The sequence below is a fragment of the Piscinibacter gummiphilus genome (assembly GCF_002116905.1).
In the GTDB taxonomy this organism is placed as follows: domain Bacteria; phylum Pseudomonadota; class Gammaproteobacteria; order Burkholderiales; family Burkholderiaceae_C; genus Rhizobacter; species Rhizobacter gummiphilus.
In genome coordinates this window covers 94,809-120,565 of record NZ_CP015118.1, presented here as the reverse complement: position 1 = coordinate 120,565, position 25,757 = coordinate 94,809, and the positions used below count along the sequence as shown (strand labels likewise).

General features: G+C 70.0%; 25 protein-coding genes. 12 read left to right on the top strand and 13 right to left on the bottom strand.

Going from position 1 to position 25,757, the window contains the following annotated elements:
* Position 1: 1 nt before the first annotated feature.
* Together A4W93_RS00515 and A4W93_RS00510 are read left to right on the top strand one after the other, a co-directional pair.
* Positions 2-1,003, top strand: coding sequence for a porin (locus A4W93_RS00515; protein ID WP_085748750.1), 1,002 nt, complete (start codon positions 2-4; stop codon positions 1,001-1,003).
* A gap of 11 nt (positions 1,004-1,014) precedes the next feature.
* Entirely contained in the window at positions 1,015-1,671 is a 657-nt protein-coding gene (locus A4W93_RS00510) for an aspartate/glutamate racemase family protein (protein WP_085748749.1), read from the top strand.
* Here the strand turns inward: A4W93_RS00510 and A4W93_RS00505 are convergent.
* The gene (locus tag A4W93_RS00505; protein ID WP_085748748.1) at positions 1,661-2,356 is read right to left on the bottom strand and encodes an SPFH domain-containing protein; all 696 of its coding nucleotides are present in this window, start codon (positions 2,354-2,356) and stop codon (positions 1,661-1,663) included. The genes A4W93_RS00510 and A4W93_RS00505 overlap by 11 nt on opposite strands.
* Before the next feature lie 424 nt (positions 2,357-2,780).
* Here A4W93_RS00505 and A4W93_RS30595 point away from each other — a divergent pair, with 424 nt between their 5' ends.
* A complete protein-coding gene (locus A4W93_RS30595) occupies positions 2,781-3,110 on the top strand; it encodes a patatin-like phospholipase family protein (RefSeq protein ID WP_257790069.1) in 330 nt (109 codons plus the stop codon).
* Between the two features lie 4 nt (positions 3,111-3,114).
* Positions 3,115-4,569 carry a GntP family permease gene (locus A4W93_RS00495; RefSeq protein ID WP_085748747.1) on the top strand — a complete coding sequence of 485 codons (1,455 nt, stop codon included), beginning with the start codon at positions 3,115-3,117 and terminating at the stop codon, positions 4,567-4,569.
* On the opposite strand, the gene A4W93_RS00490 is transcribed toward A4W93_RS00495, so the two are convergent.
* The gene (locus A4W93_RS00490; RefSeq protein WP_085748746.1) at positions 4,566-5,006 is read right to left on the bottom strand and encodes a nuclear transport factor 2 family protein; all 441 of its coding nucleotides are present in this window, start codon (positions 5,004-5,006) and stop codon (positions 4,566-4,568) included. The genes A4W93_RS00495 and A4W93_RS00490 overlap by 4 nt on opposite strands.
* 23 nt (positions 5,007-5,029) lie before the next feature.
* Positions 5,030-7,051 (bottom strand): oxidoreductase, encoded by a 2,022-nt coding sequence (locus A4W93_RS00485; RefSeq protein WP_085748745.1) that lies wholly within the window; start codon positions 7,049-7,051, stop codon positions 5,030-5,032.
* A gap of 116 nt (positions 7,052-7,167) precedes the next feature.
* Between A4W93_RS00485 and A4W93_RS00480 the strand changes: the two genes are divergently transcribed.
* On the top strand, positions 7,168-7,695 hold the full coding sequence (locus tag A4W93_RS00480; protein ID WP_085748744.1) for a PadR family transcriptional regulator: 528 nt from the start codon (positions 7,168-7,170) through the stop codon (positions 7,693-7,695).
* Here A4W93_RS00480 and A4W93_RS00475 read toward each other — a convergent pair.
* Genes A4W93_RS00475 through A4W93_RS00455 form a run of 5 tightly spaced genes read right to left on the bottom strand, consistent with a single transcriptional unit; the run spans position 7,692 to position 11,374 of the window.
* On the bottom strand, positions 7,692-8,474 hold the full coding sequence (locus A4W93_RS00475) for an amino acid ABC transporter ATP-binding protein (protein WP_085748743.1): 783 nt from the start codon (positions 8,472-8,474) through the stop codon (positions 7,692-7,694). The two genes, A4W93_RS00480 and A4W93_RS00475, sit on opposite strands and share 4 nt — an antisense overlap.
* The gene (locus A4W93_RS00470; protein ID WP_085748742.1) at positions 8,461-9,111 is read right to left on the bottom strand and encodes an amino acid ABC transporter permease; all 651 of its coding nucleotides are present in this window, start codon (positions 9,109-9,111) and stop codon (positions 8,461-8,463) included. Before A4W93_RS00470 ends, A4W93_RS00475 begins: the two co-directional genes overlap by 14 nt.
* 10 nt (positions 9,112-9,121) lie before the next feature.
* Positions 9,122-9,781, bottom strand: a complete 660-nt coding sequence (locus tag A4W93_RS00465) for an amino acid ABC transporter permease (RefSeq protein ID WP_085748741.1) — start codon at positions 9,779-9,781, stop codon at positions 9,122-9,124.
* 10 nt (positions 9,782-9,791) lie between these two features.
* Positions 9,792-10,589, bottom strand: a complete 798-nt coding sequence (locus A4W93_RS00460) for a transporter substrate-binding domain-containing protein (protein ID WP_085748740.1) — start codon at positions 10,587-10,589, stop codon at positions 9,792-9,794.
* A 2-nt stretch (positions 10,590-10,591) separates the two neighbouring features.
* Positions 10,592-11,374: a GntR family transcriptional regulator gene (locus A4W93_RS00455; protein ID WP_237357653.1), complete on the bottom strand. Its 783-nt coding sequence runs from the start codon at positions 11,372-11,374 to the stop codon at positions 10,592-10,594.
* A 206-nt stretch (positions 11,375-11,580) separates the two neighbouring features.
* Between A4W93_RS00455 and eat the strand changes: the two genes are divergently transcribed.
* The 3 genes from eat to eutC are packed head-to-tail and all read left to right on the top strand — an operon-like array spanning position 11,581 to position 15,175.
* A complete protein-coding gene (gene eat / locus A4W93_RS00450) occupies positions 11,581-12,951 on the top strand; it encodes an ethanolamine permease (RefSeq protein WP_085748738.1) in 1,371 nt (456 codons plus the stop codon).
* A 17-nt stretch (positions 12,952-12,968) separates the two neighbouring features.
* A complete protein-coding gene (locus tag A4W93_RS00445) occupies positions 12,969-14,369 on the top strand; it encodes an ethanolamine ammonia-lyase subunit EutB (protein WP_085748737.1) in 1,401 nt (466 codons plus the stop codon).
* Positions 14,366-15,175 (top strand): ethanolamine ammonia-lyase subunit EutC, encoded by an 810-nt coding sequence (gene eutC / locus A4W93_RS00440; protein WP_085748736.1) that lies wholly within the window; start codon positions 14,366-14,368, stop codon positions 15,173-15,175. The genes A4W93_RS00445 and eutC overlap by 4 nt, the downstream gene beginning before the upstream one ends.
* Here eutC and A4W93_RS00435 read toward each other — a convergent pair.
* Positions 15,138-16,082, bottom strand: a complete 945-nt coding sequence (locus A4W93_RS00435; protein WP_169726489.1) for a LysR family transcriptional regulator — start codon at positions 16,080-16,082, stop codon at positions 15,138-15,140. The genes eutC and A4W93_RS00435 overlap by 38 nt on opposite strands.
* A gap of 120 nt (positions 16,083-16,202) precedes the next feature.
* Between A4W93_RS00435 and A4W93_RS00430 the strand changes: the two genes are divergently transcribed.
* From A4W93_RS00430 to A4W93_RS00420, 3 genes are all read left to right on the top strand, one after another.
* The gene (locus A4W93_RS00430) at positions 16,203-17,201 is read left to right on the top strand and encodes a Bug family tripartite tricarboxylate transporter substrate binding protein (protein WP_085748734.1); all 999 of its coding nucleotides are present in this window, start codon (positions 16,203-16,205) and stop codon (positions 17,199-17,201) included.
* A 97-nt stretch (positions 17,202-17,298) separates the two neighbouring features.
* A complete protein-coding gene (locus A4W93_RS00425; protein ID WP_085748733.1) occupies positions 17,299-17,919 on the top strand; it encodes an OmpW/AlkL family protein in 621 nt (206 codons plus the stop codon).
* A 70-nt stretch (positions 17,920-17,989) separates the two neighbouring features.
* Positions 17,990-19,075 carry a fatty acid desaturase gene (locus A4W93_RS00420; protein WP_085748732.1) on the top strand — a complete coding sequence of 362 codons (1,086 nt, stop codon included), beginning with the start codon at positions 17,990-17,992 and terminating at the stop codon, positions 19,073-19,075.
* Here the strand turns inward: A4W93_RS00420 and A4W93_RS00415 are convergent.
* The 4 genes from A4W93_RS00415 to A4W93_RS00400 all read right to left on the bottom strand — a co-directional run bounded on the left by A4W93_RS00415 (position 19,057) and on the right by A4W93_RS00400 (position 23,960).
* Positions 19,057-19,818 carry an oxygen-binding di-iron domain-containing protein gene (locus A4W93_RS00415; RefSeq protein ID WP_085748731.1) on the bottom strand — a complete coding sequence of 254 codons (762 nt, stop codon included), beginning with the start codon at positions 19,816-19,818 and terminating at the stop codon, positions 19,057-19,059. The genes A4W93_RS00420 and A4W93_RS00415 overlap by 19 nt on opposite strands.
* A 55-nt stretch (positions 19,819-19,873) precedes the next feature.
* The gene (rtcA, locus tag A4W93_RS00410; RefSeq protein ID WP_085748730.1) at positions 19,874-20,914 is read right to left on the bottom strand and encodes an RNA 3'-terminal phosphate cyclase; all 1,041 of its coding nucleotides are present in this window, start codon (positions 20,912-20,914) and stop codon (positions 19,874-19,876) included.
* Between the two features lie 50 nt (positions 20,915-20,964).
* The gene (locus A4W93_RS00405) at positions 20,965-22,188 is read right to left on the bottom strand and encodes an RtcB family protein (protein WP_099959827.1); all 1,224 of its coding nucleotides are present in this window, start codon (positions 22,186-22,188) and stop codon (positions 20,965-20,967) included.
* 197 nt (positions 22,189-22,385) lie between these two features.
* Positions 22,386-23,960 carry a vWA domain-containing protein gene (locus A4W93_RS00400; RefSeq protein ID WP_085748728.1) on the bottom strand — a complete coding sequence of 525 codons (1,575 nt, stop codon included), beginning with the start codon at positions 23,958-23,960 and terminating at the stop codon, positions 22,386-22,388.
* A gap of 186 nt (positions 23,961-24,146) precedes the next feature.
* Here A4W93_RS00400 and rtcR point away from each other — a divergent pair, with 186 nt between their 5' ends.
* Entirely contained in the window at positions 24,147-25,748 is a 1,602-nt protein-coding gene (gene rtcR / locus A4W93_RS00395; protein ID WP_085748727.1) for an RNA repair transcriptional activator RtcR, read from the top strand.
* The last annotated feature ends 9 nt before the right edge of the window (positions 25,749-25,757 follow it).

The window sequence follows — 25,757 nt, the reverse complement described above, 5'->3', positions numbered from 1 at the left end:
CATGAAACGCACCGCCCTTTCCCTCTCCGTCCTGCTGCTGGCCGGCGCCGCCCACGCCCAGTCGCAAGTCACCGTCTACGGCATCGCCGCGGTCGAAGTGCTCAACGTCACCAACGTCAACACCGGCACGCCGGCCGCTCCGCAACTCGGCACCGACCGCCGCATCGACAACAGCAAGGTCACCAACTCGCGCCTCGGCTTCCGCGGCACGGAAGACCTCGGCGGCGGGCTCTCGGCCGTGTTCGGCTTCGAGTCGGCCATCGCGATCGACACCGGCGCACAGGCCAACGCGAAGTTCTGGAACCGCGGCAGCTTCGTGGGCCTCAAGGACACGCGCTTCGGCCAGCTGACCTTCGGCCGCCAGTGGAACCTCGAGGACGGCATCATGAGCCGCTACTTCATCGGTGGCGGGTACACGGTGTTCCAGTTCAGCGAGTTCGGCTACATCAGCGACCTGGTGGACAACGCGGCGAAGTACGTCTCGCCCACGCTCGGCGGTTTCACGTTGCAGGCCCTGGCCGCGCCCGGCGAGGGTTCGTCGGGACGCACCGTGGAACTCGGCGCCACGCAGGTGTTCGGCCCGTTCGACATCGGCGCCACCTGGCGCAAGGCGAAGAACGCCGCCGGCCGCGAGGACACGCAGACGGCCGTGGGTGTCAGCTGGCAGATCGGCAAGGTGCGCCTGCACGCCGGTTTCGCCGACAGCGACCCGGAGGCCCTCGGCCTGCCCAAGGCCCGCGCGTGGGACGCCGGCGTGGTCTGGGACGCACTGCCCGCGCTCACCGTCACCGCCGACTACGTCGCGCGCGACCAGCGCGGCACGGGCGACGATTCCGACTTCTGGCGCCTGCAGGGCATCTACGCGCTGTCCAAGCGCACCGCCCTCTTCGCCAACCTCGTGTCGCTGCACAACGACGGCAACGCGAGCCAGAAGTTCTACGGCAACGGCGCGCCCGGGGTGACCCAGAACGTCACGTCGCTCGGCCTGCGGCATTCGTTCTGAGGTCCGGGCCGATGACGTCGATCCTGCTCATCAACCCCAACACGTCGGAAGCGACCACCGCGATGATGGTGGACATCGCAGCGGCCGAGATGCCGGCCGGTGTCACCGTCTTCGGCAGCACGGCACGCTGCGGCGCGCCGATGATCGTCGACGAGGCCGACATGGCCGAGGCGCGCGAGGAGGTGGCGCGCTGCTGGCGGCGGGCGGGCGTGGGCTGGGACGGCGTCATCGTCAGCGCCTTCGGCGACCCGGGGCTCGCGGAGATCCGCGCGATGTCTCCCGTGCCGGCGGTGGGCATCTGCGAGGCCTCGCTGATGGAGGCCGCGGAAGGCGGCCGCCGCTTCGGCATCGCGACGGTGACACCGGACCTCGTGGACCTCATCGAGGCACGCATCGGCGAACTGGGCCTGCTCGCGCAGTACACCGGCACCCGGCTCACCCCGGGGGCGCCGCGCGAGCTGGCGTCGGACGCAGGCGCGCTCGAACAGGCGCTTTCGCGGGAGGTCGCCCACTGCATCGACCTCGACGGCGCCCAGGCCGTGGTGATCGGCGGCGGTCCGCTCGGGCAGGCCGCCCGGGCGTTGCAGCCGCGGTTCCACGTGCCGGTGATCGCGCCGATCCCGGCGGCAGTGCGTCAGTTGCGCGCACGCCTGGGGCTCACGGGCTGACCCCCGCGAGCCCGGACGGCACGAAGCCCCTGACCCCCGCGGTGTCCAGTACCACGCCGTGCGCCCAGAGGCGCCCGCGCACGTGGCCGGCCACCAGATCGTCGAGGGCGGAGCGGTCCTCGAGCAACTCGTCGAGCGTGCGTGTGCCCACGGCCGCGCGCAGGCCGAACTGAAGTTCACGGCGGAGGTGCGCCACAGGGTCGTGCAGCTGGGCGACCGCGCAGACGGGGTCGGCCACGTGCCACGTCGCCGACAGCTCCACGCGCAACGGCAGGCGGTCGCGGGTCAGCAGGTCCTGCCCGGAAACGTCGATCGACTGGAGGCGCAGGTCGACGAGGTCAACGGCCACTTCGTGGCGGAGCCGCCAGAAGGCGTGCGGGCCCGGCGCGAGCCGGCGCACCACGGTGCCGTCCACGCGCAGCAGGCCGGCTGCGTGGTCGGGCACCAGCACCTGCAGCACGTCCGCGAGTCCGTCGGCCGGGTGCCGACGGGCCCTGGCGAGCCACGCGGCCAGTTCGGGCGGCACGTCGGGGGAACCGGCGACGTCGACCCGATCGACCCGCAGCGCCCCCCGCCACGACACCAGCCAGTGGTGCCCGGGCGGCAGCAGCCGGTGGACATCGCCATCGCGCAGCACCACGCCGCGCTCGTTCTGCTTCACGGTGACACGCTGGATGATCGCCATGCTTCTACTCCTGTGGGACCCTGGCATCGTGACGGGGCGCGGCACGCCGCGCCTCCCTCGACGGTGCTGGACGCACCCGCGCCTTGTGGCACGCGGGGCGTGCCGGACGGGCTCGGGTCGAATGTTTCCGGTGACGGGTTCCGGTGCCGCCCAATCGTCGCGGCCGATTTCCTCCCCGGAGCGATGCTCCACGGGTTTCTTGATCTGGAACGGAGGCCGGCACCGCGGGGGCGCCGGAGTGCACCGCAAGGCGCGGCACGGGTTCGAGCGGAAGCGAATCGTAAATAGTCTTTACTACACCGTCAAGCACCGGAGGAAAGTTTGTTTACGCCTGCAATGCCCCATGCGCGCATCCGCGTATTGGCCTGTCCGCGGGACCCGGCAGTAGACTGCACCGTCCAGTCCACGGGGGAGGACCCGCACGATGACCGCTCGCAAACGGCCCCCGGTGCCCGTCGACGTCGCGCTGCAAGGCGGCGGCTCGCACGGTGCGTTCACGTGGGGCGTGCTCGACCGCCTGCTGGAGGCGGGTTGGATCGACATCGAAGGCATCTCCGGCACCTCGGCCGGAGCCATGAACGCCGCCGTGCTGGCCGACCTCGGCGAGTCGTCGAAGATGATCGCCGAGTGGGCCTTCCTGTGCCAGCTGCGCGACGAGGGCCGGCGGTCGGCGGACCGGTTCCTCGCCGACCACGGCGACGACGTGGGCCACCGCTCCTCCTTCGACCTCGACGACCTCCTGAAAGGGGTGTGACACGATGGGCCTCCTCGGCATCCTCCTCGGCCTCGGCCTGCTGATCTGGTTGTCCTACCGCGGCTGGAGCGTGCTGGTGCTCGCGCCGGCCGCCGCCGTCATCGCCGCGCTGTTCGCGGGTGAACCGCTGCTCGCGCACTGGACCATCACGTTCATGGGCTCGGCCGCCGGTTTCGTCGCGCAGTTCTTTCCGCTGTTCCTGCTGGGCGCCATCTTCGGCAAGCTGATGGACGACAGCGGCGCGGTGCAGTCCATCGCCGCGTTCCTCACCGACGTGCTGGGCCCGAAGCGGGCGATCCTGGCGGTGGTGGTCGCGGGCGCGCTCGTCACCTACGGCGGCGTGAGCCTCTTCGTCGCCTTCTTCGTGCTGGCCCCGATGGCGCAGGCGCTGTTCCGCGCGGCCGGCATCCCAGGCCGCCTGATGCCCGCGGCCATCGCGCTCGGCACGTCCACGTTCACGATGTCGGCGCTGCCCGGCACGCCGGCCATCCAGAACGCCATCCCGATGCCGGTGTTCGGCACCACCGGCTTCGCGGCACCGGGCCTCGGCATCGTCGCGTCGGCCATCATGCTGGGCTTCGGCCTGCTGTGGCTGCAGCGGGCCGAGGGCCGCGCACGCCGCGCCGGCGAAGGCTTCGGCCAGCGCGGCGCCGACCACCCGGCCCAGGCCGCCGACGACCCCGTGGTGCGCGAACGCGCCAACACCGCCGGTACCTTCGACCCCGCCGAGATGGCGCACAGCGAGGCGGGCTCCGCGCGCTCGGGCATCGCCGTCGCGGTGCTGCCCATCGCGGTGGTCGTCGTCGTCAACCTGCTGATGTCCATGGTGGTGCTGCCCCGCCTCGACACCTCGTACCTCGCCGAGGTGCGTTTCGGCGGCATCACCGTGGGCTCGCTCGGCGGCGTGTGGTCGGTGATCGTCGCGCTGTGCGCGGCCATCGTGGTGCAGGTGGCGCTGACCTTCCGCAACGTGCCCGCGCTGCGCGCCACCGTGGGCGCGGGGGCGAACGCGTCGGTGCTGCCGGTGCTGTCGGTCGCGAGCCTCGTGGGCTTCGGCGCGGTGGTGGCGGCGATGCCCGCCTTCATCTCGGTGCGCGACGCGGTGCTGGGCATCGGCGGCAACCCGCTCGTGTCACTCGCGGTGTCCACGAACCTGCTGGCCGCCCTCACCGGCTCGGCCTCGGGCGGCCTGACCATCGCACTCGACGCGCTGGGCAGCACCTACCTGCAGATCGCCGACGCCAACGGCATCGACCCCGCCCTGATGCACCGCGTCGCGGTGATCGGCGCCGGCACGCTCGACACGCTGCCGCACAACGGCGCGGTGGTCACCCTGCTCGCGGTGTGCGGCTGCACGCACCGCGAGAGCTACTTCGACATCGTGATGGTCGCGATCGTGGGGGCGCTGCTGGCCCTCGTGGCCGTGATCGGCCTCGGGACGGTGTTCGGGTCGTTCTAGGCTTTGGCCTTGAAGGCCGGCAGCTGCTGGCCCAGGCGGGCGCCCATTTCGGCCCCCAGCGCCTGCAGCGCGCTCAGCGGCCGCACCATCACCTCGAACTCGGCGATGCGCCCCTCCTCGTCGAAGCGGATCAGGTCGATGCCCTTGAGCTTCTTGTCGCCCACGCGCGCGCTGAACTCGAGCACCACGTTCAGGCCGTCGTCGGCCACCAGCTGGCGGTGGTACTCGAAGTCCTCGAACACCTTGATCACCGTGGACAGTGCCAGCACCAGCGCGGGCGCCGATTCATAGGCCGCGTGCGCCATCGGCGAGCGGAACACCGCGTCGGGACGCACGAGCGGCGGCAGGCCGGCCATGTCGCCACTGGCGACGAGGTGGTGCCAGGTCTCGAGCGACTTGGCGACGGCGGGACGGACGTGGTGAGGGACGGGGGTCATGTCTTCTCCTGGTGGACGGATCGTCACAGCGACAGCGCGAGGCGAGTGCCCTGCAGGATCGCGCGTTTGGCATCGAGTTCGGCAGCCACGTCGGCGCCGCCGATGAGGTGCACCTCGCGCCCGGCCGCCTGCAGCGCGCCGAGCAGTTCGCGCTGGGGCTCCTGGCCCGCGCAGATCACCACGTGGTCCACCGGCAGCACCGCCGGCTGGCCCTCGACGGTGACGTGCAGGCCGGCATCGTCGATGCGTTCGTAGGTGACCGACGAGGTCATCGCCACGCGCCGCGCCTTCAGCGACGTGCGGTGGATCCAACCCGTGGTCTTGCCGAGTCCGTCGCCCACCTTCGATGACTTGCGCTGCAGCAAGTGGACCTTCCGCGGTGCGGACTCGATCTCGGGTTCGCGGATGCCACCCGCCTGCGCGTAGGTGGTGTCGATGCCCCATTCGGCGTAGAACTTGTCCGGCGCCACGCTGGCGCTCCGGCCCAGGTGCATCAGGTACTCGGTGACGTCGAAGCCGATGCCGCCCGCGCCCACCACCGCCACGTTCGCGCCCACCTCGGCGCCGTCGCGCAGCACGTCGAGGTAGCCTACGGCCTTCGGGTGGTCGATGCCCGGGATGTCGGGCACGCGCGGGGTCACGCCGGTCGCGAGCACGATCTCGTCGTAGCCACCGGCGAGCAGCCGGTCGGCCTCGACGCGGGTGTCGAGGTGCAGCTGCACGCCGTGGACGTCGAGCTGTCTGCGGTAGTAGCGCAGCGTCTCGTGGAATTCCTCCTTGCCCGGCACCTGCTTCGCGATGTTGAACTGCCCGCCGATCTCGCTGGCGGCATCGAACAACGCCACGTCGTGGCCACGCTCCGCGGCCGTCACCGAAAAGGCCAGGCCGGCCGGGCCCGCACCCACCACGGCGATCTTCTTGCGCGTCGCGGCCGGCGTCACCGGCATCTCGGTCTCGTGGCACGCCCGCGGGTTCACGAGGCACGACGTGATCTTGCCGCCGAAGGTGTGGTCCAGGCAGGCCTGGTTGCAGCCGATGCAGGTGTTGATCTCGTCGGCGCGGTTCTCGCGCGCCTTGCGCACGAAGAACGCATCCGCGAGCAGCGGGCGCGCCATCGACACCATGTCGCACACGCCGTCGGCCAGCAGCTGCTCGGCCACCTCGGGGGTGTTGATGCGGTTGGTGGCCACCAGCGGGATGCCCACCCGGCCCATCACGCGTTGCGTGACCCACGCGTAGGCCGCACGAGGCACCTTCGTCGCGATGGTGGGGATGCGGGCCTCGTGCCAGCCGATGCCGGTGTTGAGGATGGTGGCGCCGGCCGCCTCGATGGCCTGCGCAAGCTGGATCACTTCCTCGAGCGTGGAGCCGCCCTCGACGAGGTCCAGCATCGACAGGCGGTACACGATGATGAAGTTCGGGCCCACACGCTCCCGCACGCCGCGCACGATCTCCACGGGGAAGCGCATGCGGTTCGCGTACGCGCCACCCCATTCGTCGTCGCGGTGGTTCGTGCGCGCGGCGATGAACTCGTTGATCAGGTAGCCCTCGGAGCCCATGACCTCCACGCCGTCGTAGCCGGCGTGTTGCGCGAGCGCGGCGCAGCGGGCGAAGTCGTCGATGGTGGCGTACACCTCCTCGGTGGTCAGCGCGTGCGGCACGTGCGGGTTGATCGGCGCGCGCAGCGCGCTCGGGGCCACCTGCGACGGCTGGTACGAGTAGCGGCCGAAGTGCAGGATCTGCATCGCGATCTTGCCGCCCTCGGCGTGCACGGCCTGCGTCACCACGCGGTGGCGGTTCGCCTCCTCTTCCGTCGCCAGCATGGCGCCACCCGGTGCCGGGCGGCCCTGCTCGTTCGGCGAGATGCCGCCCGTGACGATCAGGCCCACCTCGCCGCGCGCGCGCTCCGCGTAGAACGCCGCCATGCGCTCGAAGCCGCGGGGCGCCTCCTCGAGGCCCACGTGCATCGACCCCATCAGCACGCGGTTGCGCAGCGTGGTGAAACCCAGGTCGAGCGGCTTCATCAGGTGGGGGTAGCGGTCCATGGTCGGCGTCCTTTATGCAACCGGTTGCAATTTGCCGAAGTCTAGGACCGCGCCGGGCTTATTGCAAGCAGTTGCATAATCGCCGCACCCCGGGCTTTCCCTGCCGCCGAACCTCCATGTCGCTGCCTCACGCCCTCCTCACCTCGCTGGCCGAGCGTCCCTGCTCGGGCCTGGAACTCGCCGGCCGCTTCGACCGGTCCATCGGCTTCTTCTGGCAGGCCACGCACCAGCAGATCTACCGCGAGCTGGCGCGGCTGGAGGAGGCGGGCTGGGTGAAGTCGACCGCGGTGGAGCAGAGCCGCGGCCGCAAGCGCAACTACGAGCTGCTGCCGGCCGGCCGCAAGGAACTCAAGCGGTGGGTGCTCGCGGGCGACGACCCGAAGCCGCTGCGCGACGAGCTGATGGTGCGCCTGCGCGCCGAGGCCGCGATCGGGCCGGTGGGGCTCGAGAAGGAGATGCGCCGCCGCCTCGCATTGCACGAGGAGAAGCTCGCGACGTACCAGGCCATCGAGGCGAAGGACTTCTCCGACCCCGATGCATCGCGCGAGGACCGCCTGCGGCACCTCGTGCTGCGGGCCGGCCTGATGCAGGAAGCGATGTGGATCGAACTCGCCCGGGAGGCGATCGCGATCCTGGAATCCTAGGCGTGCACCGCCGACAGGAACTGCTTCAGCTCGGCGGTCTGCGGCGACCCGAACAGCTGCTCCGGCGGCCCGATCTCATGGATGCGCCCCGCGTGCATGAACACGACGCGGTCGGCCACCTTGCGCGCGAAGTTCATCTCGTGCGTGACCATCATCAGCGTCATGCCCTCGTCGGCGAGCGACTCCACCACGCGCAGCACCTCGCCCACGAGTTCGGGGTCCAGCGCCGACGTGATTTCATCGCACAGCAGCACGGCCGGCTCCATCGCGAGCGCACGTGCGATGGCCACACGCTGCTGCTGGCCGCCCGACAGCTGGTCCGGCTGGGCGTCGAACTTCTCGGCGAGGCCCACACGTGCCAGCAGGCGTTTCGCCTGCTCGACGCCGGCCGGCCCCGGCCGCTTCTTCACGAGCGACGGCGCGAGCATCACGTTGCGCCCCACGCTCAGGTGCGGGAACAGGTTGAAGTTCTGGAAGATCATGCCCACGTCCTGGCGCAACGCGCGCATGGCCGCCACGTTGCCGTGCAGCAGCGGCTGGCCGTCGACGTGCAGCGAGCCTTCGTCGAAGACCTCCAGGCCGTTCACGCAGCGCAGCAGCGTGCTTTTGCCCGATCCGCTCTTGCCGATGATCACGATGACCTCGCCGCGCTTGACGGACAGGTCGACGCCCTTGAGCACCTCGTTCGAACCGAAGCGCTTGCGCAGGCCCGTGATCTCGACGATGCCGGGGGAGGCGACGGGGGCCGCGACAGCCGCGGGTGCTTCAGCGATGGCCATGGAGTTTCCTCTCGAGGGTGCGGGCCCAGTACGACACCGGGAAACACAGCACGAAGTACATCAGCGCCACGCAGGCGTAGACGGTGAAGGGGCGGAACGTGGCGTTGGCGATCATCGTGCCGGCCTTCGTCAGCTCGACGAACCCGATCACCGACGCGAGCGCCGTGCCCTTGATGATCTGAACGCTGAAGCCGACGGTGGGCGGCACCGCCACCTTCAGCGCCTGCGGGCCGATGACGTAGCGCAGTTGCTCGCGCAGGGTCAGCGCAAGCGCGCTCGACGCCTCCCACTGGCCCTTCGGCACCGCATTCACGCAGCCGCGCCAGATCTCGGTGAGGTACGCGCTGCTGTAGAGCGTGAGCGCGAACGCCGCGGCCGTCCATGCGGACACGTTGAGGCCGAACAGCGCGAGCCCGAAGTACGCGAGGAACAGCTGCATCAGCAGCGGCGTGCCCTGGAAGAGCTGCACATACACCGCCGCGAAGGCCTCGGCGCCACGCACCTTCGCGATGCGCGCCACCAGCAGGCCGAGGCCGATGAGGCCCCCGCCGATGAACGCGATCAGCGAGAGCGCCACGGTCCAGCGCACGGCCTGCAGCAGGTTGCGCAGGATGTCCCAGAGGGAGAAGTCGACCATGTGCGGACTCCTAGCGGCCGAAGAGGAAACGCGGGCCGGCCCAGTTCAGCAGCTGGCGCACGAAGACCGAGAGCGCGAGGTACATCACCGTGGCGACGATGAAGGCCTCGAACGCCCGGAAGTTGCGCGACTGGATCAGGTTGGCCGCGTACGACAGTTCCTGCGTGGACACCTGGCTGCACACCGCCGACCCGAGCATCACGATGATGATCTGGCTCACGAGCGCCGGCCACACGCGCTTGAGCGCCGGGGGCAGCACCACGCGGGTGAACACCTGGCGCGCGCTCAGCGCGAGGCTTTGCGCCGCCTCGATCTGCCCGCGGGGCGTGGCCGAGATGCCGGCCCGCACGATCTCGGCCGCGTAGGCGCCGAGGTTGACCACCATCGCCAGCACGGACGCGGTCTCCGGCGTGAGCTTCACGCCGAGGCTGGGCAGGCCGAAGAACAGGAAGAACAGCTGGACGATGAACGGGGTGTTGCGGATCGCCTCGACGTACGCCCCCACGACGAAACGCAAAGTGGCGCCGCCGTAGGTGCGAGCCCACGCACAGGCCACGCCCAGGCCGAGGCCGAGGGTGGCGCTGACCGCGGTGAGCGCGAGCGTGATGCCCGCGCCCTTGAGCAGCATGGGCCACTCGACGAGGACCGCCGGGAAGTCGAAGGCGATCATGGCGGCAGGCTCAGAGCGGCAGGTCGCCGGCCGGACGGCCGAGCCACTTGGACGACAGCTTGTCGAGCTCGCCGCTCTTCTTCGCGTCGGCGATGATCTCGTTGACCTTGGCCTTGAGCTTGTCCTCGCCCTTGGCGATGCCGATGAAGTTCGGCGAGTCCTTCAGCAGCAGCTTGAACTCGGTGCCGAGCTGCGGGTTCTTCGCCATCATCGCGCCGGCCACCGAGGCGCCCGTGGCGATCAGTTGCGTCTGGCCCGACACGTAGGCCGACACCGTCACGTTGTTGTCCTCGAAGCGCTTCACGTCGACGCCGCTCGGCGCGATCTTGCCCAGCTCCTGGTCTTCCATGGCGCCGCGGGTCACGCCCACGCTCTTGCCGGCGAGGTCGGCCGCGTTCTTCACGGTGATCGTCTTCGGGCCGAACACGGCCTGGAAGAACGGCGAGTACGACGACGTGAAGTCGATCACCTTCTCGCGCTCGGCGTTCTTGCCGAGCGTGGAGATGACCAGGTCGGCCTTCTTGGTCTGCAGGTAGGGAATGCGGTTGGCGCTCGTCACCGGAACCAGTTCCACCTTCACCCCGAGCTTGGTGGCGATCAGCTGGGCCATCTCGACGTCGAGACCCTGCGGCTTCAGGTCGGTGCCCACGAAGCCGTACGGCGGGTAGTCGGTGGGGATCGCGACGGTGAGCACCTTCTTGGCGAGCACGTCGTCGAGGGCGGACTGGGCCATCGCGGCGGAAGCGCCGAACAGCAGCGGGGCGGCGGCCAGCAGGCCCAGGGTCTTCAGGAACACACGGTGGCTCATCGTCAATTCTCCAGCGGGGACGTGGGGGGCATCAAATCGGTGAACAACCGCTTCTTTCGGGGCGGCCGTCCGGTCGGGGTCGTTGTATGCAAGGCCTGTGCCGACGGGCCGACCGGCGACAGCGCCACCCGCAACGAGGCCAGCGGGTCTGCGGGCGCCGTGGGGCTCAGGTGGGCGGCCACGCCTTCGATGTGCCGGCGCATCAGGTCGACGGCGAGCGCACCGTCGCCGCGCTCCAGGGCGGCCACGATCTCGGCGTGTTCCTCGCACGAGACGGCCGCCTCGTGGGGCGACTGGTAGAGCGTGGCGATCAAGGTGGTGCGTGCGGTCAGGTCGCGCAGGATCTCGGCGAGCGTCGTGTGGCCCGCGCATTCGGCGAGGCACACGTGGAAATCGCCCAGCAGGAAGCTGCGCTCGCCCGCATCGGCCGCCCGCACGGCGGCACGCTCCTGGGACACGTGCTTCTGCAGGCGCTTGAGCGCCGGGCCGTCGATGCGGCTGCCGGCCGACTGCAGCAGCCCCGTCTCGATGACCTGGCGGGCGGCGAACGCGTCGCGGGCGTCCTCGATGGAGGGCTGCACCACGAACCAGCCGCGGCGCGAGTTCACCTCGACCATGCCCCGGGCGGCCAGTCGGGCGAGCGCCTCGCGCACGATGGTGCGGCTCACGCCGAAGAGGTCCGCGAGCGGCTGCTCACCCAGCCGGGCGCCGGGGGCGAGCTTGCGGGCGAGGATCGCGTCGACGATGCGGTCGGCGATGTGCTGGGGCTTGTTGAGGTCGGGCACCCGGATCGTGCATGTGGGTTGGTTGCATACAAGGCCTGTGCGCCAGAACGAGGCGCGATGGGCCGCGAAGGTGCCCCTCCACGAGGGGCGAGCCCTTGTATGCAAGGCCCGGGCCCGAACCACCGTCCCGGCGCGGCATGGAAGATGCAAGATCGCCGGGCCGTTGCCGTTCGTTCCGTCCATCGTTCGTTCGAGAGGAGCCCCCCATGCAGACCGGTCAGCTGAAGCCCACGCTCAACGCGTGGCACCTGTGGGGGCTCGCGGTGGGCCTCGTCATCTCCGGCGAATACTTCGGCTGGAGCTACGGCTGGAACTCGGCCGGCACGCTCGGCTTCCTGATCACCGCCCTCGTGGTCGCGGTGATGTACACCACCTTCATCTTCAGCTTCACCGAACTCACCACCGCGATCCCGCACGCCGGCGGGCCGTTCGCCTACGCCTCGCGCGCGTTCGGCCCCACCGGCGGGTTCATCGCCGGCTTCGCCACGCTGATCGAGTTCCTGTTCGCCCCGCCCGCCATCGCGATGGCGATCGGCGCGTACCTCCAGGTGCAGTTCCCCGCGGTGCATCCGAAGGCCATGGCCATCGGGGCGTACCTGGTGTTCATGACCCTCAACATCCTCGGCGTGCGCACCGCGGCCACGTTCGAGCTGATCGTGACCGTGCTCGCGATCCTCGAGCTGCTCGTGTTCATGGGCGTGGTGGCGCCGGGCTTCTCGATGGCCAACTTCGTGGCCCACGGCTGGGCGGGGCAGGACACCTTCACCGCCGCCACGGCGGCCGGCATGTTCGCGGCCATTCCCTTCGCGATCTGGTTCTTCCTCGCGATCGAAGGGGTCGCGATGGCGGCCGAGGAGGCGAAGGACCCGAAACGAACGATCCCGATCGCCTACATCGCGGGCATCCTGACCCTGGTGGTGCTGGCGGTGGGCGTGATGGTGTTCGCCGGCGGCGTGGGCGACTGGCGAAAGTTCGCCAACATCAACGACCCGCTGCCACAGGCGATGAAGGTGGTGGTGGGCGAGAACAGCACCTGGCTGCACATGCTCGTGTGGATCGGGCTCTTCGGCCTCGTGGCCTCGTTCCACGGCATCATCCTCGGCTACTCGCGGCAGATCTTCGCGCTGTCGCGCGCGGCCTACCTGCCCTCGTACTTCGCCGCGATCCACCCGCGCTTCGGCACGCCGCACCGCGCGGTGCTCGCGGGCGGCGTGGTGGGCGTCGCCGCGATCTTCAGCGACGAGCTGTTCTCGTTCGGCGGCCAGACCCTCACGGCCAACATCGTCACGATGTCGGTGTTCGGGGCCATCGTGATGTACATCATGTCGATGGCGAGCCTCTTCGCGCTGCGCCGCAAGGAGCCGAACCTCGACCGCCCCTTCCCGGCCATCGGCTACCCGGTCTTCCCCGCCATCGCGCTGGGCCTGGCGGTCGTGTGCCTCGCGGCGATGGTCTACTACAACTTCATGCTGTCCCTGGTGTTTGCCGGGCTGATGGCTTTGGCGTATGTTGTGTTCATGCGTGGCGGGCAGGTCCGCCGCGAGGCCGCCGCCGCCGTCTCGCCGGCCGGCGGCTGAACACCCCGACGTCCTCCATGCCCTACCGCGAACGCATCGGCCACCAGTCCTTCTCGTTCGACGACCTGAAGACGGTGATGGCCAAGGCCACGCCGCTGCGGTCGGGCGACGTACTCGCGGGCATCGCGGCGGCCACCGCGGCCGAACGCATGGCCGCGCGGCTGTGCCTCGCCGACGTGCCATTGCAGCGCTTCCTCGACGAGGCGCTGGTGCCTTACGAGGAGGACGAGGTCACGCGCCTCGTCATCGACACCCACGACCGCGCCGCGTTCGCGCCGGTGGCCCACCTCACGGTGGGCGGGTTCCGCGACTGGCTGCTGTCGGACGCGGCCACGCCCGACGTGCTGTCGGCACTGCACGCCGGCATCACACCGGAGATGGCGGCCGCGGTGAGCAAGCTGATGCGCAACCAGGACCTGGTGCTCGCCGCCCGCAAGTGCCACGTCGTCACGCGCTTCCGCGACACCATCGGGCTGCCGGGCCGGCTGTCGGTGCGCCTGCAACCCAACCACCCCACCGACGACCCGCGCGGCATCGCGGTGTCGATGCTCGACGGGCTGATGTACGGCGCGGGCGACGCGGTGATCGGCATCAACCCCGCCACCGACGCCGTGCCCGCGCTGATCGATCTTTGGCACCTGATGGACGAAGTCATCGGGCGCTTCGAGATCCCCACGCAGTCGTGCGTGCTGACCCACGTGACGAACACCATCCAGGCCATCGAACGCGGTGCGCCGGTCGACCTCGTGTTCCAGTCGGTGGCCGGCACGCAGCGGGCGAACGCGGCGTTCGGCATCGACCTCGCCGTGCTGCGCGAGGCGCGCGAGGCCGCGCTGTCGCTGCGACGCGCCACCGTGGGCGACCCCGCCACCGCCAACGTCATGTACTTCGAGACCGGCCAGGGCTCGGCGCTGTCGGCCGACGCGCACCACGGCGTGGACCAGCAGACCCTCGAGGCCCGCGCGCACGCGGTGGCACGCGCCTTCTCGCCGCTGCTGTCGAACACCGTCGTGGGCTTCATCGGCCCCGAGTACCTGTTCGACGGCAAGCAGATCATCCGCGCCGGCCTCGAGGACCACTTCTGCGGCAAGCTGATGGGCCTGCCGATCGGCTGCGACGTGTGCCACACGAACCATGCCGAGGCCGATGCCGACGACATGGACACGCTGCTGACCCTGCTGGGCGCGGCGGGTGTGACGTTCATCATGGGCGTGCCGGGCGCCGACGACATCATGCTGAACTACCAGAGCACCTCGTTCCACGACGCGCTGTACCTGCGCGAGGTGCTGGGGCTGCGGCGGGCGCCGGAATTCGAGGCGTGGCTGCAGCGGCTGGAGATCACCGACACGACCGGCCGCCTGCGCCCGGCCACGCCGGCCCACCGGCTGATCGAACACCTCGGAGGCCCGCGGCCATGAAGGACCTCGTCACCCCGGACCCGTGGACCCCGCTGCGCCAGCACACCGCCGCGCGCGTGGCCCTCGGCCGCAGTGGCGCGAGCCTGCCCACGCGCGAGGTGCTGCGCTTCGACGCGGCGCATGCGCTCGCGCGCGACGCGGTGCACCTGCCGCTCGACGCCGAGGCGCTGTGCGAGCGGCTGGGCGCCGCGGGCTGGCCGGTCCATCGGGTGCACAGCGCCGCGCCGGACCGGGCGGCCTACCTGCTGCGTCCCGACCTGGGCCGCCGGCTCGACGAGGCGTCCAGCGCGCAGCTGGCGGCCTTCGACGACCCCGCACCCGACCTCGCCTTCGTCGTCGGCGACGGCCTGTCGTCGCTCGCGACGAGCCGCCACGCGGTGCCGCTGCTCGACGCCGTGCGGTCGCTCGCGCCGTCCACGTGGCGCCTCGGCCCCGTGGTCGTCGCCGAACAGGCCCGGGTGGCGCTGGGGGATCCCGTGGGTGAACGGCTGAAGGCGCAACTGGTGGCCGTGCTGATCGGCGAACGTCCGGGCCTCAGCTCGCCCGACAGCCTCGGCATCTACCTGACCTGGAACCCGCGCACCGGCCGCACCGATGCCGAACGCAACTGCATCTCGAACGTGCGGCCCGAAGGGCTGTCGTACGCGGAAGCGGCAAGGCGCCTGGTGTGGCTCTGCGGCGAGGCGCTGCGACTGCGGCTCACCGGCGTGGGGTTGAAGGACGGCAGCGACCTTCAACCCCGCGTCATCCCGGCGCAGGCCGGGACCCTCAGCGCCCGCCCAGGGTCCCGGCCTGCGCCGGGATGACATGTGTCGGATCCATCGGCGTCGACTCGAAGTGTTTCGCGAGCCACTCGATCAGCGCCCGCACGCGCTTCGGCTGGTTGCGCCGCGAGCTGTAGGTGAGGAACAGCTCCAGGTCGGGCGAGTGCCAGTCGGCGAGCACCTGCACCAGCGTGCCCTCGCGCATCGCCGGGGCCACGAGGAACAGCGGCAGCACCACGAGGCCCGCGCCGTGGACGGCCGCCGCCAGCAGCGCATCGCCGCTGTTGGTGACGAGCTTGCCCGCCACGTTGGGCAGGATGCGTTCGTGCGTGCCGGGATGTTCGAGCGTCCACGGCACCGACTTGCCGAAGCCGTTGTAGCGAAGGCAGTCGTGTTCGCCCAGTTCGCTGGGGTGTTGCGGCACGCCCTTGCGCTCGAGGTAGGACGGCGAGGCGAAGAGGCCCAGCGGCGCCGAGCCGATGCGCCGCGCGATCAGCGTGTCGGGCAGGTCCCATGCGATGCGCATCGCCAGGTCGATGCCCTCCTGCACCAGGTCGCCCGGCGCATCGCGCAGCTGCAGGTCCACCGAGACCTTCGGGTACTGGGCGAGGAAACCGGCGACGGCCGGGCTCACCGACCGCACGAAGGACAGCGGCGCCGTCATGCGGATCTCGCCCGTCACCTCGTTGGCACCGTGCCGGCCGCTGGCCATCAGCTCGTCGTAGCCCTGCAGCACCGCGGCCACCTGGTCGAGCACGCCGCGGCCTTCGGCCGTGAGCGCCACGTGCCGCGTGGTGCGTTCGACGAGGCGCACGCCGAGCGTGGCCTCCAGGTCGGCCACCGCGCGCGAGACGACCGAGGCCGAGACCCCGTGCACGTCGGCGGCGTTGATGAAGCTGCCCATCTCGGCAACGGTTTTGAAGAGGGCGAGAGTGCGCAAACGGTCCATCGTCATCCATTGTGACCGAGGAAAACCCTGAGGCGGGGCCGCGACGTTCGGCTGGCGCACCAGGGCCCGTCGCGCGCACCATGGCATGTCCGACCCCACCGCACGAAGGAATCGCCGCCCATGAACGACACCGTGTCCTCACGCCGCCGCCTCGCACTCGCCTGGTCCGCCTCGGGCCTCGCGGGCGGGCTGTGGCCCGCCCTCACGCACGCCCAGGGCGCCTGGCCCACGAAGGCCGTGCGGTTCGTCGTGCCCTTCGCGCCCGGCGGCAGCTCCGAGATCGTCGCGCGCTCCACCGCCGTCGAGATGACGAAGCTGCTGGGCCAGTCCGTGTTCGTCGACAACAAGCCCGGCGGCGCCGGCAACGTCGCGATGACGGAGGTGGCGCGGTCCGACGACCAGCACACGCTGATCCTCGGGCACATCGGCACGCTGGCCGTGAACCCGTACATCTTCGACAAGCTGCCCTACGACCCGGTGAAGGACTTCCGCCCCATCTCGCTGCTGGCCAAGGTGCCGAGCCTGTACCTCGTGCACCCCGACCTGCCGGTGAAGGACCTGAAGGAATTCGTGGCGCTCGCGAAAAAGAAGCCCGGCCAGCTCAACTACGGTTCGGCAGGCAACGGCAGCGCCGGCCACCTCGCGATGGAGTACCTGAAGATGGCCACCGGGACCTTCATGGTCCACGTGCCCTACCGCGGCACCGGGCCACAGCTCACCGACCTGATGGCCGGCCGGCTCGACGCGGCCTCCGTGGGCGCGTCCGCCGTCCTCCAGTTCATCAAGACGGGCAAGCTGCGCTGCATCGCCACCGGCACCGCCCAGCGCATTCCCCAGCTGCCCGACGTGCCCACGGTCGCCGAGCAGGGCTACCCGGGCTTCGAGATGACGCAGTGGTACGGCCTGCTCGCCCCCGCCACGCTGCCGCCCGCGGTGGACGCGAAGCTGGCGGCCGCGGCCGCGAAGGCCGTCAGGGAGCCCGCCGCGCTCGAGCGGCTGAACCACGACGCCGCCATCGCGGTGGGCAGCACGCCGGCCGAGTTCGCGAAGTTCATCGAGCAGGAGCGCGCGCGGTGGAAGGTCGTGATCGCGCGCGCGAAGATCAAGCCCGACAACTGAAGAGTGCCGCGGCGTTGAGCGACCGCAAGGCGGTGGAAGGCGATCACGCGTGAAATCGTGGCGGAGGAATGTTCCTCCAGCCACCGAGACCTGATCCATGACCCCCGCACAGTCGACGCTCACCCGGGCTTCGCTCCTGATCGCCCTCGCCCTCCCCTTCGCGGCCCATGCCGACGACACGACGCCCTGGCTCGTGCGCGTGCGCGCCGTGAACCTGGACAGCGCCAACAAGGACTCCACCGGCCTCGGCCTGTCGATCGACGACAAGGTCATCCCCGAGGTCGACATCTCGTACTTCGTCACGCCGCAGTTCGCCGTCGAGCTCGTGCTGACGTACCCGCAGAAGCACACGATCAGCTCGAACGGCACCGAGATCGGTTCGCTCAAGCACCTGCCGCCCACGCTGACGGCGCAGTACCACGTGACCACGCTCGGTGCGTTCAAGCCGTACGTGGGCGCGGGCATCAACTACACCCGCTTCTCGGACGTGCAGTTCAACCCGGCCGTGCAGGCCGCGCTGCAGCCGTCGATCGACAAGAACAGCTTCGGCTGGGCCCTGCAGGCCGGCTTCGACTGGGCGGTCAACGACCGCGTGGTGCTCAACCTCGACGTGAAGAAGGTGCAGATCCGCACCGACGTGTCGTCGTTCGGCGTCAAGGCCGGCGAGTTCAAGGTGGACCCGCTGCTCGTCGGTGTCGGCGTCGGCTACCGCTTCTGACCGGGCATTCCGGCCGGGGCTTGATGCCGATCAAGGGCATCCGGCCGCGGCCGCCCTAACGTGCGCCGCCATGACCACTGCGACAACCTCCCCCCCGACCGCCATCCCCCACCGCAAGGTGATCCGCGAATGGATGGCTCCCATCACCGCGCGCAGCACCCCCTGGGCGCTCACGCTCGTGGCGTTCGACACCGTGCTGTTCGCCGCCTCGCTCGCGGCGACCGTGCTCGTGCGACCGGCGTGGCTGCAGCTGCTGTTCGCGCTGTTCACGGGTTTCGTGATCGGCCGGCTCTTCATCCTCGGCCACGACGCCTGCCACCAGAGTTTCACGGACCACCGCCGCCTCAACCGCTGGCTGGGCCGTTTCGTCTTCCTGCCGTCGCTCACGCCGTACAGCCTGTGGGACGTGGGACACAACGTCGTGCACCACGGCTACACGAACCTGAAGGGCTTCGACTTCGTGTGGCAGCCGCACACGCTCGAGGAGTACCGCGCGCTGCCGCCCGCACGCCGCGTGCTGGAGCGCGTCTACCGCAGCGGCTGGGCGCCGTGGCTCTACTACCTCGTGGAGATCTGGTGGACGAAGATGCTGTTCCCGAACAAGCGCGCCATGCCCACGCGGCGCGCCATCTTCTGGAAGGACGGCCTGCTCGTGACGGGCTTCGCCGCCGTGTGGATCGCCGGCCTCGTGGCCGCCGCCGTGGCCACGGACCAGTCGGCCCTCTGGCTCGTCACCGTGGGCTTCGTGGTGCCGTTCGTGTTCTGGAACGGGATGATCGGCTTCGTCGTCTACGTGCACCACACGCACCCGCAGATCGACTGGTACGAGGACAAGGCCTCGTGGGCCGCGGCGCAGCCGTTCGTGTCGACCACGGTGCACCTGACGTTCAAGACGATGATGGGCGCGGCGCTGCACCACATCATGGAGCACACCGCCCACCACGTGGACATGAGCGTGCCGCTGTACCGCCTCAAGCGCGCGCAGAAGCTGCTGGAAGAACGCATGCCGGGGCTGATCGTGATCCAGCCGTTCTCGTGGCGCTGGTACTTCGACACCGCACGCCGCTGCAAGCTGTACGACCACGCCGCGCGCTGCTGGACCGACTACCGCGGCCGGCCCACCAGCAGGCCCCAGGTTCAGGCGGGCAACGCGTAGTCGCGGCTCGACATGCGGTCGATGCCGCATTCGAGCGTCCGCACCCACGCGATGAACTCGCGCACGGCGGGCCCTGCGAGCGGGGCGCCGTGCTGCGGCACGATCATCTCGATGGGCAACGGCTCCACCATGTCGGCCCACAGGCGCAGGATCTTGCCGCTGACCATGTAGCGCCGGTGGAAGGCTTCCATGTGCTTCAGGTGGGGACCGAGCGACGTGATCGTCGTGCGCGGGTCGCCGCCGAGCGAGACGCCCAGGTCGCCCGAGAACAGGATGCGGCTCACCGGGTCCCAGAACTGGAAGTTGCCTTCGGCGTGCAGGAAGTGCGCGGGCAGCGCCCACAGCTTGCTGCGGCCCACGGGGATGCGCATGCCGGGGTCGGGGATCGCGACGATGCGGCCCTCGGTCTTGCCGGCCTTGCAGAAGTGCGGCGCGAAGCGGGCCCAGAGGCTGCTGATGTAGAGCGGCGCGGTGGTGGCCGTCATCCAGCGGTCGAGCGACGCGATGATGTCGGGGTCGGCATGGGACGCGATGATCGACGAGAGCCGCTGCGGCGCGAAGTAGCGCGACATGCCGAGGTACAGCTCGTGGTACGCGAGGTTGCCGCCCGGGTCGATGATCGCGCCGGTGTCGTCGTCGACGATGAGGAACTGGTTGGCCTGGACGGCCTCGTCACCGTGGCCGCTGAGGTCGGTGAACATGAGGCAGCGGTGGCCGCCTTCGGAGTACAGCTCGATGGGCATGGCGCTGAAAAAGGCCCAGTCTAGGAGCGGGGGCGCCGCCCCCGCTTGACCTGCATCAACCGCGCGGCGCCACCGTCACGCGCCAGCCGGTCCCTTCGTTCGAGACCGTGTGGCGCACCGGCAGGAACTGTTCGATCACGTCGAAGTTCGTTCGCGCGTGTTCGGTCAGTTCGGTGAACGTGTACGCGCCGGTCTTGCCCGACGCCGACACGGCCAGTGCCAGCGGCACGGCCAGCTGGTCGGCCAGGTGCGGACCCGCCGCCCCCTCGCCGTCGCGCCACGCCACCGCCTCGGCGACGGCCATCTGCGCCACCTGCTCGGCGCTGCGGCCCTTCTCGCCGAACGCGATCACCACCTCGGTCACGTTCGCGTGCACGAAGGTGATCATCAGCGCGTTGCCCGGGCCCTCGTTCTGGCGTGCGTTCAGCACCGTCGTGCGGTCCATGTCCCACCCGAACGCGGCACGCACGGCCTCCAGCTCGCGGAACGCCACGCCGCGGGCGATGCCCGGATTGAGGCATTCGGCGTACGCCTCCACCAGCTCACCGCGCGCGAGGAGGTCGAACGGCACAAGGCCGCCCGGCGCGGGACGGATCGTCACGTCGATCTCGCCACCCCCCGCCGGATAGAACCCGTGGCGGCGCAGGTCGAGGTCGAGGCCCACGCCCATGCGGCGCAACTGCGGCGCGAAGGCGCGGTCGACGAAGTGGGACGGTGGCGCCATCGGGTTGTGCGTGCCACCGCCGAGCACGAGGCGGCTTTCACCGTCGGCGCGCATCAGCGCGGGCAGCACGGTCTGCAGCACCAGGGTGCAGCTGCCGGCCGTGCCCACCGCGAACTGGTAGGTTCCGGCCTTCACCGCGCCGGGCTCGAAGTCGAGCCGCACGGACCCGAGTTCGGCGCCGGACACCCGCGCGCCGCTCACCGCCTGTGCGGCGTTCACGCACGCGAGGTGCTGGCGCATCAGCCCGGGCTTCGGGCGCTTCGCGCGGATGTGGTCGATGCGCAGCGGCTGGCCCGTGCACATCGACAGCGCGAGGCCCGTGCGCAGGATCTGGCCGCCGCCCTCGCCGGCCGAACCGTCGAGTTCGATCATGTTGGTTTCCCCTTTTCGTTTTTCTTGTCAGGGCGGGGTGCGGAAGGGGCTCACCCCTTCACGCACACCACCTGCTTGAGCGTGTGGACCACTTCCACCAGGTCCTGCTGCGCGGCCATCACGGCGTCGATGTCCTTGTAGGCCATCGGGATCTCGTCGACCACGTCGGCGTCCTTGCGGCATTCCACGCCTTCGGTCGCCTTCACATGGTCCTCGACCGTGAAGAGCTTCTTCGCCTTCGTGCGGCTCATCACGCGGCCGGCGCCGTGGCTGCAGCTCTCGAAGCTCTCCGGGTTGCCGAGGCCGCGCACGATGTAGCTGCGCGCACCCATGCTGCCCGGGATGATGCCCATCTCGCCGCGCTTGGCGCTCACCGCACCCTTGCGGGTCACGAACACGTCCTCGCCGAAGTGATGCTCCTTCTGCACGTAGTTGTGGTGGCAGTTCACCGCCTCGACGTGCGACTCGAACGGCTTGGTGATCACCGTGCGCACGGTGGCGATCAGGTTGGCCATCATCACCTCGCGGTTGCGCTGCGCGAAGGTCTGCGCCCAGCTCACCGCGCGCACGTAGTCGCCGAAGTAGCGGGCGCCTTCCTCGAAGTACGCCAGGTCCTGGTCGGGCAGGTTGCGCTGGTGTTGCTCCGCGTCCTTCTTGGCGAGTTCGATGAAGTGGGTGCCGATCGCGTTGCCCACGCCACGCGAACCCGAGTGCAGCATGAACCACACGGCGCCTTCCTCGTCGAGGCACACCTCGATGAAGTGGTTGCCGGTGCCGAGCGTTCCCAGGTGCTTTCGGTTGTTCGTGTTGCGCAGGCGCGGGTGCAGCTCGCACAGCACGTCGAACTCGTCGGCGAGCTGGGCCCACACCGCGTCCACGCGCTCGGGCGGGTTCTCCCAGCTTCCGCGGTCGCGCCCCGAACGCTTCGGCGAGCTGCCGTGCGGCACCGCGCGTTCGATGGCCGAACGCAGCGGGCCGAGGTTGTCGGGCAGGTCTTCCGCGCGCAGCGTGGTCTTCGCGGCCATCATGCCGCAGCCGATGTCCACGCCGACGGCGGCCGGGATGATCGCCTTCAGCGTGGGCACGACCGACCCCACCGTGGCGCCGATGCCGAGGTGCACGTCCGGCATGGCCGCCACGTGCTTGAACACGATGGGCAGGCGCGCGGTGTTCGCGAGCTGCTGCTTCGCCTCGGGTTCCACGGGCACGCCGCGGGTCCACATCTTCAGCGGCACGCCGCCTTCGATGGTCTCGGTCTTGTAGTTCTGTTCCATGGTTCTCATTCCATCAAAAAAGGATCGGGTGTTCCACCACGACAAGGATGGGTGAAACGTTTTCGTGCTCTACCGCTGAGCTACGGCCCCCCTGACATGGGACCGGCGGGACTCGAACCCGCGACCACGAGCTTCGTAGGCTGTAGTTCCACCCGCATTCGTGGCGGAACACCCGAAAAACTGTCTATCGATTCATGTCACTGCGGATCGAGCGCCACGCGTTCGATCTCGCCGACCCAGTGCGCGGGCCCCGCCTGCGACCGGGCGAACCGGTCGATCTGCTTGAACACCGCGTCGGAGAAACCTCCGACGTTGAGGATGTCCGCGCGCTCCATCGCCTGCGTGGTGGCATACGGCTGCAGGTCGATGCACACGAGCTTCGCGCCCGGGCAACGCTGCTTCAGCAGGTGCCACTCCACCATCGTCTGCGTCGCGCCGCGGCGGTTCGCGTCGACCCACGACTCGTTGTCCGAGACGAGGATCACGAGGTCCACCGCCGCACGCTGGCGGTTCAGCTCCGCCAGCGGCGCGCTGCAGTTCGTTCCCCCACCGCCCACGGCCGCGAGCTTGGCCGCGTTCGTCATCACCGAGTCACGCGGGTTCAACGTCAACGGCACCACCTTGTTCTCGAACGGCAGCACCGTCGCCTGGCGGTTGCGGTCCAGCACCGCGGCCGCCACGAGGGCCGCCACGTCGATGCACCGCACCACCGAGGTCGCCGAGCCGCGGTGACCCGTGGCTGGCGACGACATGGAGCCGGACACGTCCGGGCACACCACCACCTGCCCGGCGAACCGCGGCACGTTGGCCAGTGCCAGGTCCATCGCGTCCTGCAGCGCCTCGCGCACCTCGGCCGGCACGTTCGCGCCGGCGGCGTGGTACGCCGTCATCAGCTGGTACGGCAGCACCCGCGAACGCGCCACGGCCTGCGGATCACGCAGCTTGGCGGCCACCGCGGCGGCGAACCCCTTCACCTCGAACGCCTGATGGCGCACGAGCGTGTTCAGGTTCTGCCGCAGCGTCTGCCACGACCCGGCCAGCGCCACCTTCGTCCACTGCTTCGGCGTCAGCGACAGCGTGGTCAGCATCTGGAACGGCACGTCCGGCAGCTCGATCGAGCGGCCTTCGGCCCGTGCCCGCTTGAACCGTTCGAAGGCCAGCGTCGCCGGCGGCAACGCCGCCTCGTCGTACGGCTTGCCGATCAGCCAGGCGAACCACGCGGCCCGCCAGGCTTCGGCGGGCTTCGGGTGCACCATCTTCACGACATCGGCGAGCGACGGCGCGGCGCCGATCGAGGCCTGCAGCAGCTGCGCCTCGGTGGCCGTGTTGAGCCATCGCTGCACGAGCTGCTTGGGCCGCGATCCGAGTGACTTGCGCCCCACCGCACCGCTGCGCAGGATCTGCACGAAGGCGCGCAGCACCTTGCCGTTGTCCACCACGCGGTCGAACACCCGCGCCAGCAGGCCCACGTCGCGTTCCGCCAGCACGGCGGCCAGCAGCGCGGGCATGTCCTTCATGTGGCCCTGCCCGCGGGCGTACAGCGCGGTCTTCGCGACGAACACCGGGTCCACCTCGGCGGCCAGCGCCAGCACGTCGTCCAGCTGCGATTCGGCGTTGGCGTAGAACGTGTCGCCGAGGCAACCCGTCACCGCCAGCTGCGCCAGCCGGTGGGCCGGCGACAGGGCGTACGCGGGGGCGCCGGCCTGGTTGCGGGTGGTCGCCTGGGGCGCCAGCGCGCCGGGGGCGGTGCGGAAGAGCTGCGTGTTGACCATGATGTTTCCCTGAGCGTTCGTGTTGTGTGCCTTTCCTATCGCAACGCGTGTGCCAGGGGCGGACCGTACGACCGAATGATCTACAAGCCTTTGATTTGATTGGCTATTTTTCTTGTCTGCGAAAACACTGCCGAAGGAAAGACGACGTCGATATAGAATTGCAGCTAGTTTTCTATCCAGCAAGCCATGTCCCTCAAGACGGTCGTGATCGGTTTCCTGGGCTCGCAGCTCGATTCCGGCCTCGGCCCCGGCCGCTGGGAGAAGTGGCGCCCCACCGTGTCCATCTGCCAGCAGGAGGACCTGCAGGTCCATCGGCTGGAGCTGCTGCACGACCGCAAGCACCTCGCGCTCGCGAGGCAGCTGGTGGCCGACATCGCGGCGGTGTCGCCCGAGACCACGGTCAACCTCGTCGAGATGGGCATCGCCGACCCGTGGGACTTCGGCGAGGTGTATGCCGCGCTGTACGACTGGGTGCAGGCCTACCCGTTCGACACCGACCGGGAGCAGTACCGCACCCACATCACCACGGGCACCCACGTGGCGCAGATCTGCATGTTCCTGCTGGTCGAGGCGCGGTTCATCCCGGGCGTGCTGCTGCAGACGTCGCCACCGCGCAAGCAGGCGGCCGGGCACCCCGGCCAGCACACGCTGATCGACCTCGACCTCTCGCGCTACGACGTCATCGCCCAGCGCTTCGACCAGGCGCAGCACGATGCAGTCGAGTTCCTCAAGAGCGGCATCGCCACGCGCAACCCGCGGTTCAACGCGCTGATCGACGAGATCGAGCGGGTGGCGGTGCGCTCGCGGGCGCCGGTGCTGCTGACCGGGCCCACGGGCGCGGGCAAGTCGCACCTCGCGCGGCGCATGTACGAGCTGAAGAAGTCGCGCCACCAGGTCACCGGCCCGTTCATCGAGGTGAACTGCGCGACGCTGCGCGGCGACGGCGCCGCCTCCACGCTGTTCGGGCACCGCAAGGGCGCGTTCACCGGGGCGGCCGCCGATCGCGCCGGCCTGCTGCGCGCGGCCCACGAGGGGGTGCTGTTCCTCGACGAGATCGGCGAGCTGGGGGCCGACGAGCAGGCGATGCTGCTCACGGCGGTGGAGGAGAAACGCTTCCTGCCGATGGGCAGCGACCGGCCCGTCACCAGCGACTTCCAGCTGATCGCCGGCACGAACCGCGACCTGCGCATCGACGTGGCCGAGGGCCGCTTCCGCGAGGACCTGTACGCGCGCATCAACCTCTGGACGTACACGCTGCCCGGCCTCGCCCAGCGGCCCGAGGACCTGGAGCCCAACGTCGACCACCTGCTGGCCCGCGCCGCCGTGGACACCGGCCAGGCCGTGCGCTTCACGGCCGAGGCCAAGGCCGCCTACCTGCGTTTCGCCCAGTCCGGCGAGGCGCTGTGGACCGGCAACTTCCGCGACCTGTCGGCCAGTGTCACCCGGCTGGCCACGCTGGCCGACGGCGGCCGCATCTCCGCCGGGCTGGTGGACGCCGAACTGCAGCGCCTGCGGTGGCTGTGGCAGCGCCGGCCGATGGCTGCCGATGCGGGCGAGGTCGACCTCGCCACGGTGCTGCCCGCCGACCGGCTGGCCACGCTCGACCTCTTCGACCGGCTGCAGCTCGAGGCGGTGGTGCGCGTGTGCCGTCGGGCCCGAACCCTGTCGGACGCGGGCCGCCAGCTGTTCGACCAGTCCCGCGAGGCCCGCACCGTGGTCAACGATGCGGACCGCCTGCGCAAGTACCTGCTGAAGTTCGGGCTGTCCTGGGACGCCGTCTCCGGTTGATCTCGGATC

Excerpts from the sequence above, each read along its gene's own strand:
- A4W93_RS00515 (WP_085748750.1), top strand. The coding sequence starts at position 2 with ATGAAACGCACCGCCCTTTCCCTCTCCGTCCTGCTGCTGGCCGGCGCC.
- A4W93_RS00510 (WP_085748749.1), top strand. The coding sequence starts at position 1,015 with ATGACGTCGATCCTGCTCATCAACCCCAACACGTCGGAAGCGACCACC.
- A4W93_RS00505 (WP_085748748.1), bottom strand. The coding sequence starts at position 2,356 with ATGGCGATCATCCAGCGTGTCACCGTGAAGCAGAACGAGCGCGGCGTG.
- A4W93_RS30595 (WP_257790069.1), top strand. The coding sequence starts at position 2,781 with ATGACCGCTCGCAAACGGCCCCCGGTGCCCGTCGACGTCGCGCTGCAA.
- A4W93_RS00495 (WP_085748747.1), top strand. The coding sequence starts at position 3,115 with ATGGGCCTCCTCGGCATCCTCCTCGGCCTCGGCCTGCTGATCTGGTTG.
- A4W93_RS00490 (WP_085748746.1), bottom strand. The coding sequence starts at position 5,006 with ATGACCCCCGTCCCTCACCACGTCCGTCCCGCCGTCGCCAAGTCGCTC.
- A4W93_RS00485 (WP_085748745.1), bottom strand. The coding sequence starts at position 7,051 with ATGGACCGCTACCCCCACCTGATGAAGCCGCTCGACCTGGGTTTCACC.
- A4W93_RS00480 (WP_085748744.1), top strand. The coding sequence starts at position 7,168 with ATGTCGCTGCCTCACGCCCTCCTCACCTCGCTGGCCGAGCGTCCCTGC.
- A4W93_RS00475 (WP_085748743.1), bottom strand. The coding sequence starts at position 8,474 with ATGGCCATCGCTGAAGCACCCGCGGCTGTCGCGGCCCCCGTCGCCTCC.
- A4W93_RS00470 (WP_085748742.1), bottom strand. The coding sequence starts at position 9,111 with ATGGTCGACTTCTCCCTCTGGGACATCCTGCGCAACCTGCTGCAGGCC.
- A4W93_RS00465 (WP_085748741.1), bottom strand. The coding sequence starts at position 9,781 with ATGATCGCCTTCGACTTCCCGGCGGTCCTCGTCGAGTGGCCCATGCTG.
- A4W93_RS00460 (WP_085748740.1), bottom strand. The coding sequence starts at position 10,589 with ATGAGCCACCGTGTGTTCCTGAAGACCCTGGGCCTGCTGGCCGCCGCC.
- eat (WP_085748738.1), top strand. The coding sequence starts at position 11,581 with ATGCAGACCGGTCAGCTGAAGCCCACGCTCAACGCGTGGCACCTGTGG.
- A4W93_RS00445 (WP_085748737.1), top strand. The coding sequence starts at position 12,969 with ATGCCCTACCGCGAACGCATCGGCCACCAGTCCTTCTCGTTCGACGAC.
- eutC (WP_085748736.1), top strand. The coding sequence starts at position 14,366 with ATGAAGGACCTCGTCACCCCGGACCCGTGGACCCCGCTGCGCCAGCAC.
- A4W93_RS00435 (WP_169726489.1), bottom strand. The coding sequence starts at position 16,082 with ATGGACCGTTTGCGCACTCTCGCCCTCTTCAAAACCGTTGCCGAGATG.
- A4W93_RS00430 (WP_085748734.1), top strand. The coding sequence starts at position 16,203 with ATGAACGACACCGTGTCCTCACGCCGCCGCCTCGCACTCGCCTGGTCC.
- A4W93_RS00425 (WP_085748733.1), top strand. The coding sequence starts at position 17,299 with ATGACCCCCGCACAGTCGACGCTCACCCGGGCTTCGCTCCTGATCGCC.
- A4W93_RS00420 (WP_085748732.1), top strand. The coding sequence starts at position 17,990 with ATGACCACTGCGACAACCTCCCCCCCGACCGCCATCCCCCACCGCAAG.
- A4W93_RS00415 (WP_085748731.1), bottom strand. The coding sequence starts at position 19,818 with ATGCCCATCGAGCTGTACTCCGAAGGCGGCCACCGCTGCCTCATGTTC.
- rtcA (WP_085748730.1), bottom strand. The coding sequence starts at position 20,914 with ATGATCGAACTCGACGGTTCGGCCGGCGAGGGCGGCGGCCAGATCCTG.
- A4W93_RS00405 (WP_099959827.1), bottom strand. The coding sequence starts at position 22,188 with ATGGAACAGAACTACAAGACCGAGACCATCGAAGGCGGCGTGCCGCTG.
- A4W93_RS00400 (WP_085748728.1), bottom strand. The coding sequence starts at position 23,960 with ATGGTCAACACGCAGCTCTTCCGCACCGCCCCCGGCGCGCTGGCGCCC.
- rtcR (WP_085748727.1), top strand. The coding sequence starts at position 24,147 with ATGTCCCTCAAGACGGTCGTGATCGGTTTCCTGGGCTCGCAGCTCGAT.